This is a genomic window from Singulisphaera rosea (genome assembly GCF_054877945.1).
In genome coordinates, this window is record NZ_JBTYIP020000014.1 from 126,900 (window position 1) to 142,409 (window position 15,510).

Below are 15,510 nucleotides of genomic sequence, written 5' to 3' on the forward strand. Positions count from 1 at the left end.
CCAAAGAGATCTGGGAGGAAGCCCGTTGGGAACTCGTCCTCTTGGGATCCTTTCCTTGGTGTCTTTGTGCCTTTGTGGTGAAGAGATCTCCCTCATGGGAGTTACGTCCCTCCTCGGAACCAATCACCGATGGCGCGAGGGCGTCCTCGAGCGGCGAGGGCCAGGGCGAGGACGTTCGCGGCGATGATGCAGGTCGCGAGCCTGGCAGCCTTCGATGGGCCGTCAACGGGCTCATCCGCGAGGATCAGGAGTCCGGGGGCCGCGGGGCGGCTGGTGATCGTGGGGGCGAGCAAGAGGCTCGGGGAGAGGTTCGTCGCCGCGAGGACAAGTAACAGCAGGAGTACGCTCGGCGAGGTACCGAACCAGTCCGACGTCGACCGTCGCCTCGCCTGGGCGGCCGTCGCACCCAGGCCGATCGCCGCTTCGAAGAGCCGATGTCGCGAGCGGTCGTCGATTCCCCCCGCCGCGATCCGGATCAGAGAGGATTGTCCGACCGCGGCCACCGCCACGATCAGGAGGAGGCCGGGTGCCGTGTCCGGGTCGAGGACGGAGGCGACGGCCCGGAAGGCCCGCGCCAGGGCGGGGGGCCGCCCGGTCGACTCGAAGGTGGCGGCCGCCGACAGCAAGAGCCAGGGGATGGCCATTGCCCCCACGCCGATCGCCAACGACGGGAAGGCCTCGGCGCCTTGTCCCAACGCCCGGGATAGGCGCTGGCGACGCCCGGAACCCGAGGCGAGCGACCGCGCGATCAGGAGGTCGATCGCCACAACGACCACGCCGAGGACGAACGAATTCGCGATCAGGCGGCCCATCTCCGCACCGTCGAACCAACGGGCCAGGGGCAGGGCCGTGGACCCTCGAGCCATGGGGGTTGCGGGCAAGACCGAGGCGATCACGGCCGCCGCCGGCAGCCAGAGGACTGCGGCCGAGATCGCCAGGGCCAGGACGAGGGCCGAGGCGCGTGGAGCGGGGACGGTGGCGGGCCGCGCGTCCGGGGCCTCCGCCAGGATCCCGAGGGGAGGGCCGCCCCACCATCGGATCAGCACGCGTCCGACCGTCGCGAGCCCGAAGGCCACGAGCCCGAGCAGGGCCGCGCGCGGGAAAGGCGCCGGCGCCAGGGCCGCCTCGACGATCTGGAACGGCAAGCTCCGGCGCATCCCGAGCACGAGCGGGGCGCCCGGCTCGGCGAGCGTGATCGTGAACACGGCGGCAACGGCCCTGGCCGCGTCCGGGCGGATCACCGGCCAGACCAGACGCCTCCAGGTTCGGAGCCGGCCGATGCCCGCGAGTCTCGCGGCGTCGACCCAACCCGGCTCGACCCGGGACAGGGCCGAGGCCGTCGCGAGCGCGACGAGCGGGACCCCTCCCATCAGCTCGGCCCAGGCCCAGCACGCCCAACCCATCCAGGCGTTGGGGCCGCCCGCGTCGAGCCGGCTCCCCAGGAGCATCCTCAGCCCGAGGGCCCCGACCATCGGGGGGATCACGAGGGGCGCGATCGCCAGCGCCGTCAGGGGCCGGCGACCCCAGAACCGTCGCCCGACGAAGACCCGGGCCAGGCCCACCCCGAGCACGAGCGACCCGGCCGCCACGCCCGCCGCCATCGCCAGGCTGTTTCTGGCACAGGCCCAGAGGAACGGGTCGAGGGTCGTCAGCGCGAAGGGAAAGCCGGTCAGCCTCACGTCACCCCGAGGGCCGCGGTCGAGCACGGTCGCCGGCCAGATCGCCAGCACCGGGGCGAGCGTGATCAGCCAGAGCAGGAGGCCCGCCAGTCGTCCGACCCCTCGGAAGATCCCCATGCCGAATCGTCCTCGTAAAGCGATGTCACACGGCCGAAACGCATCGTATCATAGCAATAGCCGGCCCTGTGTCACCGACCCGCCACGGCCGGCGAGCCTCGCCTTCGGTCCCTCTCCCGATGCCGCTCGTGAGGTTTCCGAGGCAAACAGAAATTCTGCCAGATTGCCCAGGTCGCCTCGTTCGCCTGCTTTCTCCGGATCCGAGACTCCTGAGGATCTGGGGAGAATGGCTAGAGTGCGGTTGTCGGCAGTAACGGAGGGCGAGGAGCAGACGGATTCATATGGCATCGCCTGATGTTGTTGGCAACCTCTCATGCATGGTGTATTGAAAATGTCGTTAAAAGGATGAAGATTGTGTTGCGAACGAAGGGGAAAGCACGCAAATCGAAGGAAATGGATCGGAAAATCTAGATTTTGTCACAATTTTTATATGGTCAGGACGGTCAGGGACTCCGTAAGATAACCCACCAAATCTCGAAGGAGTGGTGGCCCGAAGCGTGTGCCCCCTCCGTGTCGTGCGCCGATTGAGCTTGCACCCTCGATGCTGGGGACCCGAGTCATGAGTCCGCAAAAGAATCCGCGAGGATCGTCCCGCCGCGCCCGGCCGTTTTTGGGCGGGCTGGAAACACTCGAACCTCGGGTCGTCCTGTCGGTCACGATCCAGTTCGACTACACCTATGACAACACGGGGTTCTTCGCGCCCGGGACGGCCGCGCGGACGATCCTGGAGCAGGTGGGGAGCTATGTCGGTAGCCACCTGAACGACCACCTCTCGGCGATCCCGGCCAACCCCGGCGCGGGGAACACCTGGTCGGCCCGGCCGTTCGACCCTCGGAACATCAACTCGACGCTGAACCTCACGAACCTCGCGGTCCCGACCGACACGATCATCGTGTACGCCGGGGCGTCGGCCTTGCCGACGGGCGTGGCGGGATTCGGCGGCTCGGGGTTATCGGTTTCGGGCTCCACGTCCTGGAACCAACTGGTCATCTCGAGGGGCGAGGCCGGTGCGCTGACGACCCCGCGGACCGACACAGGGACCTGGGGCGGGGCGGTCACGTTCTCGACCCTGTCGCAGTTCAGCTTCACCCCGATGGGGACGCCGTCGGGCAGCGGGGTCGACTTCCTCGCCGTCGCGTTTCATGAGCTGGGGCACGTCCTGGGACTGGTCCCGGGCACGTCCGACTACGGCCTCGTGGATACCGCGACGAACACGTTCCTCGGGGCCCACTCCGTGGCCTCGTACGGCGGCCCCGTGCCGCTCGACTCCTCCGACGCCCACTGGGCCCCCGGCACCCAGTCGTTCGGCTCCGACGCGATCATGGACCCCTCGGTGAGCACCTATCCGCAGGGGGCCACGTACACCTCGCTGGATTGGGCCGCTCTCGAGGACACCGGTTGGGAGACGGACGCACTCTCGATCAGCACGGCGCCGCCGTCGAACATCACGGTTGGCGCGGGCTTCGGGCTCTCGGTCTCGGCCGTCGACCCGAACGGGCGCGTCGACAAGGCCTATAACGGCACGATCACCCTGAGCCTCGCGAACAACCCCGGGGGCGCGACCCTCGGCGGGACCGTCACCGCGCAGGCCGTGCAGGGCGTCGCGACGTTCTCGGGGCTCACGCTGAGCCAGGTCGGGACGGGCTACACGATCCGCGCCTCGGCGACCGACGCGCCTTCGGTCGTCACCTCGGGGGTGAACGTGAACCCCGCCGGGCAGGCCACGGTGCTCGCCGTCTCTGCCCAGCCCCCGGCGAACGTGGCCGCGGGTTCCACGTTCAGCCTCTCGGTGTCGGCCAAGGACGGCCTCGGTTCCGTGGTCACCAGCTACAACGGCCCGATCACGCTGGGCTTCTCGAGTAACCCCGGCGGGGCGACGCTGGGCGGGACGCTCACGGTCAACGCCGTGAACGGCGTCGCCGTCTTCTCGAACCTTTCGCTGAACAAGTCCGGGAACGGATACACCCTCTCGGCGACGGCGTCGGGCCTGAGCACGGCGACGACCAACGCCTTCAACGTCTCCGCGGCGGCCGCGACCAGCCTCTCGATCGCGACGGCCCCGCCGACGAGCCTGTTGGCCGGCAACCCGTTCTCGATGACCGTCACCGCCCGGGATGCGTTCGGCAACGTCGCCACGGGCTTCTCGGGGGTCGTCACGCTGGCGCTCTCGTCGAACCCCGGGCTCGCGGTGCTCGGCGGCACCCTCTCCGTCAACGCCGTGAACGGGGTCGCGACGTTCTCGTACCTGACGATCGACCGGCCCGCCTCGGGCACGGTCATCAGCGCCTCGGCCTCGGGCCTGGGCACGGTGGCGAGCGCCCCGATCACCACCTCGTACGGCCAGGCCCCGACGATCAAGATCCAGTTCGACTACACGTACGACACCACGGGCTTCTTCGCGAACAACCCCGCGGCGAAGGCGGCGCTCGAGCAGGCCGCGGCGATCATCGGCAACGGCCTGCACGACTCCCTGTCGGCGATCGTGCCGAACTCGGCGGGAGGGAACAACTGGTCGGTCTCCTTCGCCAGCCCGGGGAACCCGAGCTCGGGCACGTTGGTCACGGTCAACAACCCGACGGTGGCCGCCAACACGCTCCTCGTGTATGTGGGCGGTTTCGCCTCGTCGACCGGCGGCTACTCGTATTACAGCGGCGCCGGGTATTCGTATAGCGGCTCGAGCGACTGGATCACGAACATCAACACGCGAGGCCAGGCGGGGGCCCAAGGGGCGAACCCGACGGACATCGCCCCCTGGGGTGGGATGCTCGCCTTCAGCGCGAACTCGAATTGGAGCTTCGCGGGGACGGGCGGGACGCCCGGGGCGAGCCAGTTCGACTTCCTCTCGGTCGCCGAACAGTTGCTCGTGAGCATGCTCGGGTTCGGGTGGTCGACGCCCTGGAATAACGACGTCAACACGGCGAACCACACCTTCGTGGGCCCCCACGCCTCGGCGAGCAACGGGGGCCCCGTCCCCTTGGCGACGAACAACAACGGCTTGTGGGCTTCGGGCCTCACCTCGAACGGCCAGGAGCCGTTGATGGACGGCGGCTTCGCCGCCGGCCAGCGTCGCGGGATGAGCTCGCTCGACTGGGCTGGCCTCGCCGACATCGGTTGGATGACCGACTCGTTCGCGGTCACGACCCAGCCCCCGGCGAACGTGACCGTCGGCACCCCCTTCGGCACGGCCGTCACGGTGATCGACCCCAACGGGAACAAGGATTCCTCGTTCAACGGCCCCGTCACCCTGAGCCTCGGGGCGAACCCGAACGGCGCGACGCTGGGCGGGACCCTCACGGTCAACGCCGTGGGCGGGGTCGCGACCTTCTCCGGCCTGACCCTGAACAAGAGCGGCACCGGCGTGACACTCCTCGCCACGAGCTCGCTCCTCTCCGCGGTCGTCACCACGGTCCCCTTCACGTCGTCGGCAACCACCACGGCCGCGACCCAGTTGGCGATCACAACCCAGCCGCCCAGCAGCGTGAAGACGGCGGTCACCTTCTCGCTCACCGTCACCGCCAAGGATTCGAACGGAAATGACGCCACCAACTACTCCGGCCCCATCACTCTGAGCCTGGCGACGAACCCCGGTAACGGTGCCCTGGGCGGGACGCTCACGGTCAACGCCGTGAACGGCGTGGCGACGTTTGCGGGCCTGACCTTGAACAGGGCCGCCTCCGGCTATCTGATCAAGGCCTCGGCGACCGGCCTGACGGCCGCGACGTCGTCGGCGATCACGGTGACCCCCGCGGCGACCCAGTTGGCGATCACGACCCAGCCGCCGAGCAGCGTGAAGACGGCGGTCACCTTCTCGCTGACGGTGTCGGCGAAGGACGCGAACGGGAATCTCGACCCGAACTACAACGGACCGATCACCCTGAGTTTGGCGACCAACCCCGGCAACGGGATGCTGGGCGGGACGCTCACGGTCAACGCCGTGCACGGGGTGGCGACTTTCACCAACCTGACATTGAACCGGTCGGCGTCGGGCTACTTGATCAAGGCCTCGTCGTCGAGCCTGACGACGTCGACATCGACGGCAATCACGGTGACGCCCGCGGCGACCCAGTTGGCCTTCACGACGCAGCCGCCGAGCAGCGTGAAGACGGCGGTCACCTTCTCGTTGACGGTGTCGGCGAAGGACGCGAACGGGAATCTCGACCCCAATTACAACGGACCGATCACCCTGAGTTTGGCGACCAACCCCGGCAACGGGATGCTGGGTGGGACTCTCACGGTCAACGCGGTTCACGGGGTCGCGACCTTCACGAACCTGACATTGAACCGGTCGGCGTCGGGTTACTTGATCAAGGCCTCGTCGTCGAGCCTGGCGACGGCGACGTCGACGGCGATCACCGTGACGCCCGCCGCGACCCAGTTGGCCTTCACGACGCAGCCGCCGAGCAGCGTGATGACGGCCCAGGGCTTCTCGTTGACGGTGTCGGCGAAGGACGCGAACGGGAACCTCGACCCGAACTACAACGGACCGATCACCCTGAGCCTTGCGACGAACCCCGGCAACGGGATGTTGAGCGGCACGCTGACGGTCAACGCCGTGCACGGGGTCGCGACCTTCACGAACCTGACATTGAACCGGTCTGCGTCTGGTTATCTGATCAAGGCGTCGTCGTCGAGCCTGACCACGGCGACGTCGTCGGCAATCACGGTGACGCCCGCCGCGACCCAGTTGGCCTTCACGACGCAACCGCCGAGCTCGGTGAAGATCGGGGTGGCCTTCTCGCTGACGGTGTCGGCGAAGGATGCCAACGGGAATCTCGACCCGAATTACAACGGGCTCATCACGGTGGGCCTTGCGGCGAACCCCGGCAACGGGATGGTGAGCGGGACGTTGAGCGTCCAGGCCGTACACGGGGTGGCGACCTTCACCAACCTCGTCCTCAACAAGCCGGCGGTCGGGTATCTGATCAAGGCGACGGCGTCGGGCTTGACGATGGCGACGTCGTCGTCGATCACGGCCACGACTTCGTGACGGCCTGGTAGGGCCGGTGTCTCGAGGATTTGACAAGGGGGGCCGCCGGTTTGCCGGCGGCCCCTTTGTCATGGCTTCGGGACGGCGTACTTGCCGACGAGCACGACGACGAATTCGGGGGAGACCGAGATCGTCAGGTTCTACACTCACGGAGCCCGTGGGACTGGCTCCGGAGCGCCAACGCGACGACGGGCCAGTCGTCGGTCCTCGGAGCTAAACTTGCCGGCAGGCGCCGAGGTGGACGAGGCGCTCGATGGTGGCGGCGAAGCGACTTCGAGTCGGGTGGGTCGAACAGGCTCTCGCAAGGTACGTATTCTGAATCGTCTATGATAAAGCGGCATTCCACGGCGTTGGTCCGATTCGTGGAGATAAGAATTCTATGGGAAACCGGGAGAAATGGTTGCACTTCGTCGGATAGGAGAAAAGCGGGGACGAGGAAAGGACATGAAAACTGCCGATGCTTGATTTTGTTCTCAAGCTCACACGTGGAGTACTGCGAAGTGTGATCGAAGAGATAAATATTGTAGTGGAAATGAAGGGGTAAGCACACAAATCGAAGGAGTTGGATCGGAAAGTTTTGATTTTTGTCACAATTCTTGTGGTGAGAAAATGTAGTGGCTCGGTAGAATATCCGATCGAATTCGGAGGAGCGGTGGCTCGAAGCTCGCTCCCTTCCGAGTCGTGAGCCCATAGAGATTGCCCCCTCGATGCGAGAGACCCGAGCCATGCGCCCGCAACAGAATTCGCGAGGATCGTCCCGCCGCCCCCGGTCGTTTTCGGGTGAATTCGAAACACTCGAATCTCGGGTCGTGCTGTCGGGCGCAATCCCGATCGGCGCTACCAATGACCACACGGGGCCCCTCGCGTCAGGGATGGCCGCGCTGACGAGTGTGGAGCAGGCGGCGATCTCGACCAATTTCGGAGCGGGGAACACCTCCGCGGCCGTCACGACGGTCCACTCCAAGTCGCTGGCCACCACGGCCGCGACGCAGTTGGCGATCACGACGCAACCGCCGAGCAGCGTGAAGTCGGCGACCGGGTTCTCGTTGACCGTCACCGCCAAGGGCGCGAACGGGAGCGTCGACACCAACTACTCCGGCCACATCACGCTCAGCCTGGCGGCGAATCCCGGCAATGGGATGCTGGGCGGGACGCTGACGGCCCAGGCCGTCCACGGCGTGGCGACGTTCACAGGTCTTTCGTTGAACAAGTCGGCGTCGGGATATTTGATCAAGGCGACAGCGTCGGGACTGTCGTCGGCGACGTCGACGGCGATTACGGTGACCCCCGCCGCGACCCAGTTGGCGATCACGTCTCAGCCGACGAGTGTGACGACGGCGGTGGGCTTCTCGCTGACGGTCACGGCCAAGGACGCCAATGGAAACCTGGACCCGAACTACGCGGGCCTGGTGACCCTGAGCCTTGCGGCGAATCCCGGTAATGGGATGCTGGGTGGGACGCTGACGGCCCAGGCCGTCCACGGCGTGGCGACGTTCACGGGCTTGACGTTGAACAAGCCGGCGTCGGGATACTTGATCAAAGCGTCGGCGTCGGGCCTGACGGTCGCGACGTCGTCGGCGATCGCGGTGATCCCTGCCCCCGCGACGCAGTTGGCGATCACGGTCCCATCGACCAGTCCGAGGGCGTTGCAGCGGTTCCTGGTCACCGTCAAGGCGACGGATGCCAAGGGAAATCTGGACTCGAACTACTCCGGCTCCGTCACGCTGAGCCTGGCGGCGAACCCCGGTAACGCGACCTTGGGCGGGACGTTGACGGTGCAGGCGGTGAATGGTGTGGCGACGTTCTACGTAACCCTGGACAAGGCGGCCTCCGGCTACCAGCTGAAGGCCACGGCGTCGGGGTTGACGGCCGCCACGTCGTCGGCGTTGACGGTGAAACCCGCCGCGATCCAGTTGGCTGCAACGGCCTCGTGGGATGGTTCTAACACCGGGACGAGTTTGAGGACGATGGTCCCCTTCTCGGTGACGGTGAAGGCGTTGGACGCGAATGGGAACCTCGACCCGAACTACTCGGGCACGGTGACGTTAAGCCTGTCCAAGAATCCGAGCAATGGGACTTTGGGCGGGACGTTGACGGCCCAGTTGGTGAACGGCGTGGCGACGTTCACGGGCCTGACGTTGAATAAGGCGGGAAAATACTCGATCCAGGCGATGACGACGGGCCTGCCCCCGAAGGACGTGGTCATCTCTGTGCTCACCGCCGCGACGCATCTCGCGATCACGACGCAGCCGCCGAGCAGCCTGACGCAGAAGGAGGACCTCTTCACGCTGGTCGCGATGGCGTTGGACGCGAATGGGAACATCGACCCGAACTTCTCCGGTCTGGTGGCGGCGAGGCTGTCGGCAAACCCCGGCAATGCGCAGTTGTACCAGCCGGCGGTGGGTCTTACGTTCGATGGGACGGTGAGGGTTATGGCGGTGAATGGAGTTGCGACATTCACGGGATTGGCGGTGACCAGGCCCGGGGTCGGTTTGACGATCATGGTGTTCGGGGGCGGCCTCCCCACGGTGTCTTCGACGCCGTTCACGGTGCTGACGACCTCGACCCAGTTGGCGATCACGGCCCAGCCGCCGACTTATGTGAAGACGGGGACGAGTTTCTCACTGACGGTCACGGCGAAGGACGTCCATGGAAATCCGGATCCGAACTACGTGGGCCTGGTGACCATCAGCCTCGCCGCGAATCCCGGAAACGGGATGCTGGGCGGGACGCTGACGTCCCGGGCCGTGAATGGCGTGGCGGCGTTCGGGGACTTGACGTTGAACAAGCCAGCGTCGGGTTACTTGATCACGGCCTCGGTACCCGGCCTGACGTCGGCGACATCGTCGGCAATCAACGCGTTGACGGCCGCGCCCCAGTTGGCGATCACCGCGCAACCGCCGAGCAGCGTGAAGCCGGGCGTGGACTTCTCGCTGACGGCGAAGGCGTATGACGCGAACGGGGCCTTCGACCCGAACTATTCGGGCCTCGTGAGGGTGAGCCTCCTGGAGAACCCCGGCGGAGGTGTGCTCGGCGGGACGTTGACGGTCCAGGCGGTGAACGGGATCGCGACGTTCACGGGCCTGACGTTGAACAAGCCGGGATCCGGCTACACGATCCGCGTGGATACGACCGACCCCGTGTTCCCGGCGACGTCGGCGGTGATCACGGTGACCCCCGCCGCGCCCTACCTGGCGATCACCACGCAGCCGCCGAGCAGCGTGGTGGCGACGACGGGCTTCTCGATGACCGTCACCGTGAAGGACGCCAATGGGAATCTGGTCCCGAACTATTCGGGACTGGTGACGTTGGCCCTGGCGACGAACCCTGGCAACGGGACGCTGAGCGGGACGTTGACGGTGCAGGCCGTGAACGGCGTGGCGACGTTCACGGGGTTGTCGTTGAACAAGGTGGCGGGGGGATATTTGATCCAGGCGACGGCGTCGGGCCTGGCGTCGGCGATGTCGTCGGCCATCACGGTGACGTCGGTCGCGACGCAACTCGTGTTCACGTACCAGCCGAATGTCGTCTATGGGGGCTTCGGGCTGGCTGTGACGGCGCTGGATGCGAATGGGAAGGTGGACTTGACCTACTCGGGCCCCGTCACGCTAAGCCTTGCGGCGAACCCCGGCAACGGGATGCTGGGCGGGACTTTGACCGTTCAAGCGGTGCACGGCGTGGCGAACTTTGGCAACCTCTCCCTGAACAAGCTGGGGGACAGCTATCTGATCAAGGCGACGGCGCCGGGCCTGACGTCGGCGACGTCGACGGCGATCGATATGGTGCTGCCCTCGGACCGGTTGGCCTTCACGACTCAGCCGCCGAGCACGGTCAAGATCGGGGTGGCCTTCTCGCTGACCGTGTCGGCCAAGGATGCGGGCGGATTCATCGACCCGAACTATTCGGGGATCGTGACGATTGGTCTTGCGGAGAATCCCGGCCACGGGATGCTGAGTGGGACGTTGAGCGTGAAGGCCGTCAAAGGCGTGGCGATCTTTACGAACCTCACCCTGAACAAGCCGGGGGTGGCCTACCTGATCAAGGTGACGGCGCAGTCGCAGATCATGTCGATCTCGTCGGCGATCACGGCCACGACCGCGTGAGGCCCTGGCCTGTCCGTCGTCTCGAGGATTTGACGTGGGGGGCCGTCGGCAAGCCGGCGGCCCCATTGTCATGGCTTCGGGACGGCGTACTTGCCGACGAGCACGACGACGAACTCGGGGGCGACCGAGATCGTCAGGCTTTGCCCCTCGCGGAGCCCCTGGGACTGGCTCTGGAGCGCCAGGGCGATGACGGGCCAGTCGCCAGGACCTCGGAGGTGGACCTGCCGGCAGGTGCCGAGGAAGACCAGTCGCTCGATGGTCGCCGGGAATCGATTCGAGTCCGGCGGGACGGTCGGGCCGAGCGAGATGGCCTCGGGACGGATCGAGACCGTCACCGGGGTCCCCGGGGCGACGGCCGTCCCGGCGAACTGGCCGATCATCCGGCCGAATGCGGTGCGGACCACGACCTCGCCGCGCGGGTCGGCGGCCTCGACGTGCCCCTGGAATAGGTTCGTCGGGCCGAGGAATCGCGCGGCGAAGGCGTCGACGGGGCGGTTGTAGACCTCCTGGGGCGTCCCGACCTGGACGATCCGGCCGAGGTCCATCACCGCGAGGCGGTCGGCCATCGCGAGCGCCTCGGAGGCGTTGTTGCTCAGGACCAGGGTCGTGACCTCGGCCTCGGTATGGACCCGACGGATCTCCTCGCGGAACTCGTCGCGGACGCGGGCCTCGAGCCGGCCCAGGGGCTCGTCGAGGATCAGCAGATCCGGCTTGGCCACCAGGGCCCTCGCCAGGGCGACGCGCTGGCGCTGGACGCCGGAGAGCTGGTCGGGGTGTTTGTCGGCCAGGCTGTCGATCCGGAGAGTCCCCAGCGCCTCGGAGACCCGTTCCCGACGTTCGGCTCGGGGCAGCCCCTGGACTCGAAGCGCGTATCCCACGTTCTCGGCGACGGTCAGGAGGGGCCAGAGGGCGTCGTCCTGGAAGACCAGGCCCACCCGACGCGCCGGGGGGGCGAGGTTGTGGACGACCCGCTGATCGAAGTAGATCTCGCCCGCGTCGAGCGGCTCGAGGCCGGCGACCAGGCGTGCGAGCGTCGTCTTGCCCGACCCCGACGGGCCGAGCACGTAGACGAGCTCGCGGGGCATGAGCTCGAGCGAGGCCCCGTCGACGACCGCGACCCGGTCGTGTCGCTTCACCAACCCATCCAGGGTCACGCGGATCATGATGCCAAACCCTTCGCCTGCCTCGCGACCCGCCGATAACGCTGACGGGCCCACGCCGTCCACTCGGCCTTGAGCCAGGCCCGGAACCGGGGCTCGCGCAGCAGGCGTCCCTCGGCGGCCTTCGAAGCGTCTTCGAGCCACGCACCGTCGATGATCCGCGCCGGCCCGAGCCACCCCCGCAATAGCCAGTTCCTCACGTCCGCATCGGGGGCGAGCTCGTCCGCCAGCGTCCGGACCAGATCCCCCGACTCGTCGCGATCCATGAGCTTGGCGATCGACGCGGGGGGCCAGGGAGGCGCTTCGGTCATCCACATCTCCAATCGCACGCGAGGTCCGGACCGGTCGAGGGCCGTCCACGCCTCCCAGAGCTCGTCCTGGGCGTCGACCAGCGTCGCCCCCAGCAGGTCGGCCAGCAGGGCGTCGGCGTTGGTTTCTCCCGACTCCTTGGCCGACGGGATCTCCGCCTGGCCTCGCTCGGCGAGGAACCGGAGGAACGCCCCTGACAGGTCGATGCGAGGCCCTGACCGGAGGATGGCGACCCCCTCGACCCACTCGGGAGAATCGGCGACCGAGACGAACGACAACGCCTTGGGCCGCCCTTCGACGCTCGCGGCGGGCACCGGGGTCGCGGTGGCCTCTCCTCGTTCCACGGCCGCCAGCGCCGATCCCGTTTGCCGGCCGATCCTCCGAGGGCCGCCGGCCTCGCGGACGAGCTTCGCGTAGCCCTCCGCCCAAGACCTCTCGTGGAGCCGGCCCTTCGCCCAGGCCAGCGCGATCGGGTCATGCCTCGGGTCGTCGAACGTCAAAGGGGCGGGTGCTATTGGGGACGCCTTGGGGGCGGACGTCGTTGGGTTTGCAGCCAGGGCCTTCCCGATCGGCGAGCGTCGGGCGATGCGCCAGGCCGGGATCTCGGGCTCGGAAATTGATTGGAGCAGGCCCTCTTGGGCCATCCGAGCGTAGGACGAGGCCGGGCCGCCGAGGACGACGTCGACCTTCCCCCGGAGTAGCCTGGGGCTCGCCTTTTGCCGGGCCGCGCGGGCCAGGTCGCCGGGTGCCAGGGGGACCCACTCGATCCTGTCCGATGCGAGGGGATGCTTGCGGCCCTCGGACTTTGCCCGCCATTGCCCAAACTCCGTCTCGATCGCCTTGCGCTCCGGCTCCGTCCAGGGTGTGGCGATCGTCAGGGGCTCGCCTCCGCTTGTGAACGGGATGCAGCCGGAGAGCACGGGTAAGAGGATGAACAAACCTCTTGGAATCAATCCCGAAACCCGTCCTCTTCCGAGAAAACGGGCTTCGGGACAAATCGATAACCGAGATTCAGGTCGGGCTCTCACTCCGAAGGCCTCGAGCCGAGCGTGACCTTCAGGGTCGTTTCCTTGCCGTCCCGCTTGACGACGACGTCCACGGTGTCGCCGGGCTTATAACGCCCGAGGCTCTCGGTGTAGTCGTAGATGGTCGCGACCGGCTTGCCGCCGAAGCCGACGATGATGTCGCCCCCCTTGAGGCCCCCCTTTTCGGCGGGGCTCCCCTCGCGGACGCCGGAGAGCTTGACCCCCTGGGTCCCCTCGTCATAGTCGGGGATCGAGCCGAGGTAGGCCGAGATCGAGACGCGGCCGGGGTCGCCGCCGCCGTGGTTCCCCCCCTTGCGGACGACCTTGGTGAACTCGGGCCGCTGGGGTCGACGCGCCAGGTCGAGCAGGAGGATCTCGGCGAAGTCGGCGATCCGGGACATCCCCGCGAAGTTGATCCGCTCGGAGTCGTCGCTCGGCCGGTGGTAGTCGCGGTGCGTGCCCGTGAAGGCGAACAAGACGGGGATGCCTTTGATGTAGAATGACTGCTGGTCGCTCGGGCCCATCCCGTCGGCGATCTTCTTGATCGTGAAGCCCGACGACTTCCCGAGCGCATCGACCAACTCCTCGGCCCCCGGGGTGGTCCCCGTGCCGTAGAGGGTCAGCTCGCTCTTGTCGCTGAGCCGGCCGACCATGTCGAAGTTGATCATCATGACCGTCGACGCCAGCGGGTAGAGCGGGTGGTCGACGTAGTGCTTCGACCCTAGCAGTCCGCGCTCCTCGCCCGAGAAGGCGATGAAGACGACGCGACGGGGCAGGGGGTCGGGCCTCCTGGCGAGCCTCCGGGCCATCTCGAGGAGCATCGACGTGCCCGAGGCGTTGTCGTCGGCCCCGTTGTGGATGTCCTTCGACAGGATCGCGAGCGAGCCCGAGAAGAGCCCGCCGTGGCCGAGGTGGTCGTAGTGGGCCCCGACCACGATCGTCTCGTCGGCGAGCGGGCCCGACCCTTCCAGGACCCCGACGACATTCTTGGTCGTGATCGCCTTCCGGTCGATCTCGACCTTGAGCTTCGCCTTCCAGCCCGACAGCTCACGGGACCTCGGCTTGAGGTCGGAATCGATTTGGGTTTCGAGGGCCTCGAGCGTCGGTTGCCCGGCGTCGGCGAGGAGTTTGTCGGCAAAGGCTCGCGTCACGGCGATGAACGGGAGCGTCGAGTTCAGCTCGACCCCGGCGTCGCCGAACTTGAGCAGTTGGTCGTTCACCCCCTTGAGCCCGAAGTGGTCGTTGGCGAACAGGACCGCGGCCGCGCCGTGCTGGAACGCGTTCGTTGCCTTGTGCCGGAAGGTCGCGAAGTCGGAGTTCCGCTTCCCGTCGAACGGGCTGTCGTCCTGGTCCTGCCGGGGTTCCCGGCGCAGGATCAGCACGACCTTCCCCTTGACGTCGATCCCCGCGTAGTCGTCGTAGTCGAGCGACTTCGCCGGGTCCTTGGCCGTGATCCCGTACCCGGCGAACACCAGCGGCAGCCCGTCGAGCGTCCCCCCCGTGCCGATCGCCATCGGCATGAAGTCGGCCTTGGGGTCGGCGCTCAGGACCTTGTCCCCCGGCCCGGTCAACGAGAGCTCCGGCGACTGGCCCAAGGTCGGGTTTCCGCCCAGGCCGAACGATTGAAAATAACTGTCCGCCCCTTGCGCGTGCTTCAGCCCCGCGTCTTTGAACGCCGACGCGATGTAGTCGGCCGCCGCCTCGATTCCCGCCGTGCCTGGGGCTCGCCCTTCCCTCGCGTCGTCCGCCAGGTAGGAGAGGTCGGCCTTGATCCGGAGCTCCGCCGGGTTCGCGACGTGCTCCTCCCCGAGCCCCACGCGTCCGATCCCGGCCAGCACCAGCCCCGAACCCGCCAGGGCCGCGAACAGCCCTCGAAGTCGAACGCGTGAATCCATGTTGAATCAATCCTCAGAAGGGGAAACCCGGATACCTCAACGCCTGCCCGTCCGATCCTCGAGGGCTCGCCGGCGCGAGGCGATCGTGTGGCCCACCCGGTTGTCTGGGACATCACGCCCCCCGACGTCGCATCGAGGCGGGACCAACGGGGCACTCGCCCCTCGCCAAGAGACGCCGGAATCGGACTCGATTCTCAAGGCTCGACCCCCTGGCGTCAAGCGTGGCATCCTTTCG

The 15,510-nt window shown here is 67.3% G+C and carries 6 protein-coding genes; 2 read left to right on the forward strand and 4 right to left on the reverse strand.

The annotated features are described in order from the left end of the window. Positions 1-101: 101 nt before the first annotated feature. Positions 102-1,796 (reverse strand): ABC transporter permease, encoded by a 1,695-nt coding sequence (locus tag ACYOEI_RS22710; protein WP_462851872.1) that lies wholly within the window; start codon positions 1,794-1,796, stop codon positions 102-104. Between the two features lie 559 nt (positions 1,797-2,355). Between ACYOEI_RS22710 and ACYOEI_RS22715 the strand changes: the two genes are divergently transcribed. After that, positions 2,356-6,783 (forward strand): beta strand repeat-containing protein, encoded by a 4,428-nt coding sequence (locus tag ACYOEI_RS22715; RefSeq protein ID WP_462851873.1) that lies wholly within the window; start codon positions 2,356-2,358, stop codon positions 6,781-6,783. Between the two features lie 872 nt (positions 6,784-7,655). Next, positions 7,656-10,886, forward strand: a complete 3,231-nt coding sequence (locus ACYOEI_RS22720) for a beta strand repeat-containing protein (RefSeq protein WP_462851874.1) — start codon at positions 7,656-7,658, stop codon at positions 10,884-10,886. A 68-nt stretch (positions 10,887-10,954) separates the two neighbouring features. Here the strand turns inward: ACYOEI_RS22720 and ACYOEI_RS22725 are convergent, their stop codons facing one another. The 3 genes from ACYOEI_RS22725 to ACYOEI_RS22735 all read right to left on the reverse strand — a co-directional run bounded on the left by ACYOEI_RS22725 (position 10,955) and on the right by ACYOEI_RS22735 (position 15,275). Continuing rightward, the gene (locus ACYOEI_RS22725) at positions 10,955-12,049 is read right to left on the reverse strand and encodes an ABC transporter ATP-binding protein (protein ID WP_462851875.1); all 1,095 of its coding nucleotides are present in this window, start codon (positions 12,047-12,049) and stop codon (positions 10,955-10,957) included. Further along, positions 12,046-13,293, reverse strand: a complete 1,248-nt coding sequence (locus ACYOEI_RS22730; RefSeq protein ID WP_462851876.1) for a hypothetical protein — start codon at positions 13,291-13,293, stop codon at positions 12,046-12,048. Before ACYOEI_RS22730 ends, ACYOEI_RS22725 begins: the two co-directional genes overlap by 4 nt. A gap of 86 nt (positions 13,294-13,379) precedes the next feature. Beyond that, positions 13,380-15,275 (reverse strand): M28 family peptidase, encoded by a 1,896-nt coding sequence (locus tag ACYOEI_RS22735; protein ID WP_462851877.1) that lies wholly within the window; start codon positions 15,273-15,275, stop codon positions 13,380-13,382. Between the last annotated feature and the right edge of the window lie 235 nt (positions 15,276-15,510).

What these genes read in the sequence shown, in the direction of transcription:
- ACYOEI_RS22710 (WP_462851872.1), bottom strand. Translation starts at nt 1,796, where the DNA reads ATGGGGATCTTCCGAGGGGTCGGACGACTGGCGGGCCTCCTGCTCTGG.
- ACYOEI_RS22715 (WP_462851873.1), top strand. Translation starts at nt 2,356, where the DNA reads ATGAGTCCGCAAAAGAATCCGCGAGGATCGTCCCGCCGCGCCCGGCCG.
- ACYOEI_RS22720 (WP_462851874.1), top strand. Translation starts at nt 7,656, where the DNA reads ATGGCCGCGCTGACGAGTGTGGAGCAGGCGGCGATCTCGACCAATTTC.
- ACYOEI_RS22725 (WP_462851875.1), bottom strand. Translation starts at nt 12,049, where the DNA reads ATGATCCGCGTGACCCTGGATGGGTTGGTGAAGCGACACGACCGGGTC.
- ACYOEI_RS22735 (WP_462851877.1), bottom strand. Translation starts at nt 15,275, where the DNA reads ATGGATTCACGCGTTCGACTTCGAGGGCTGTTCGCGGCCCTGGCGGGT.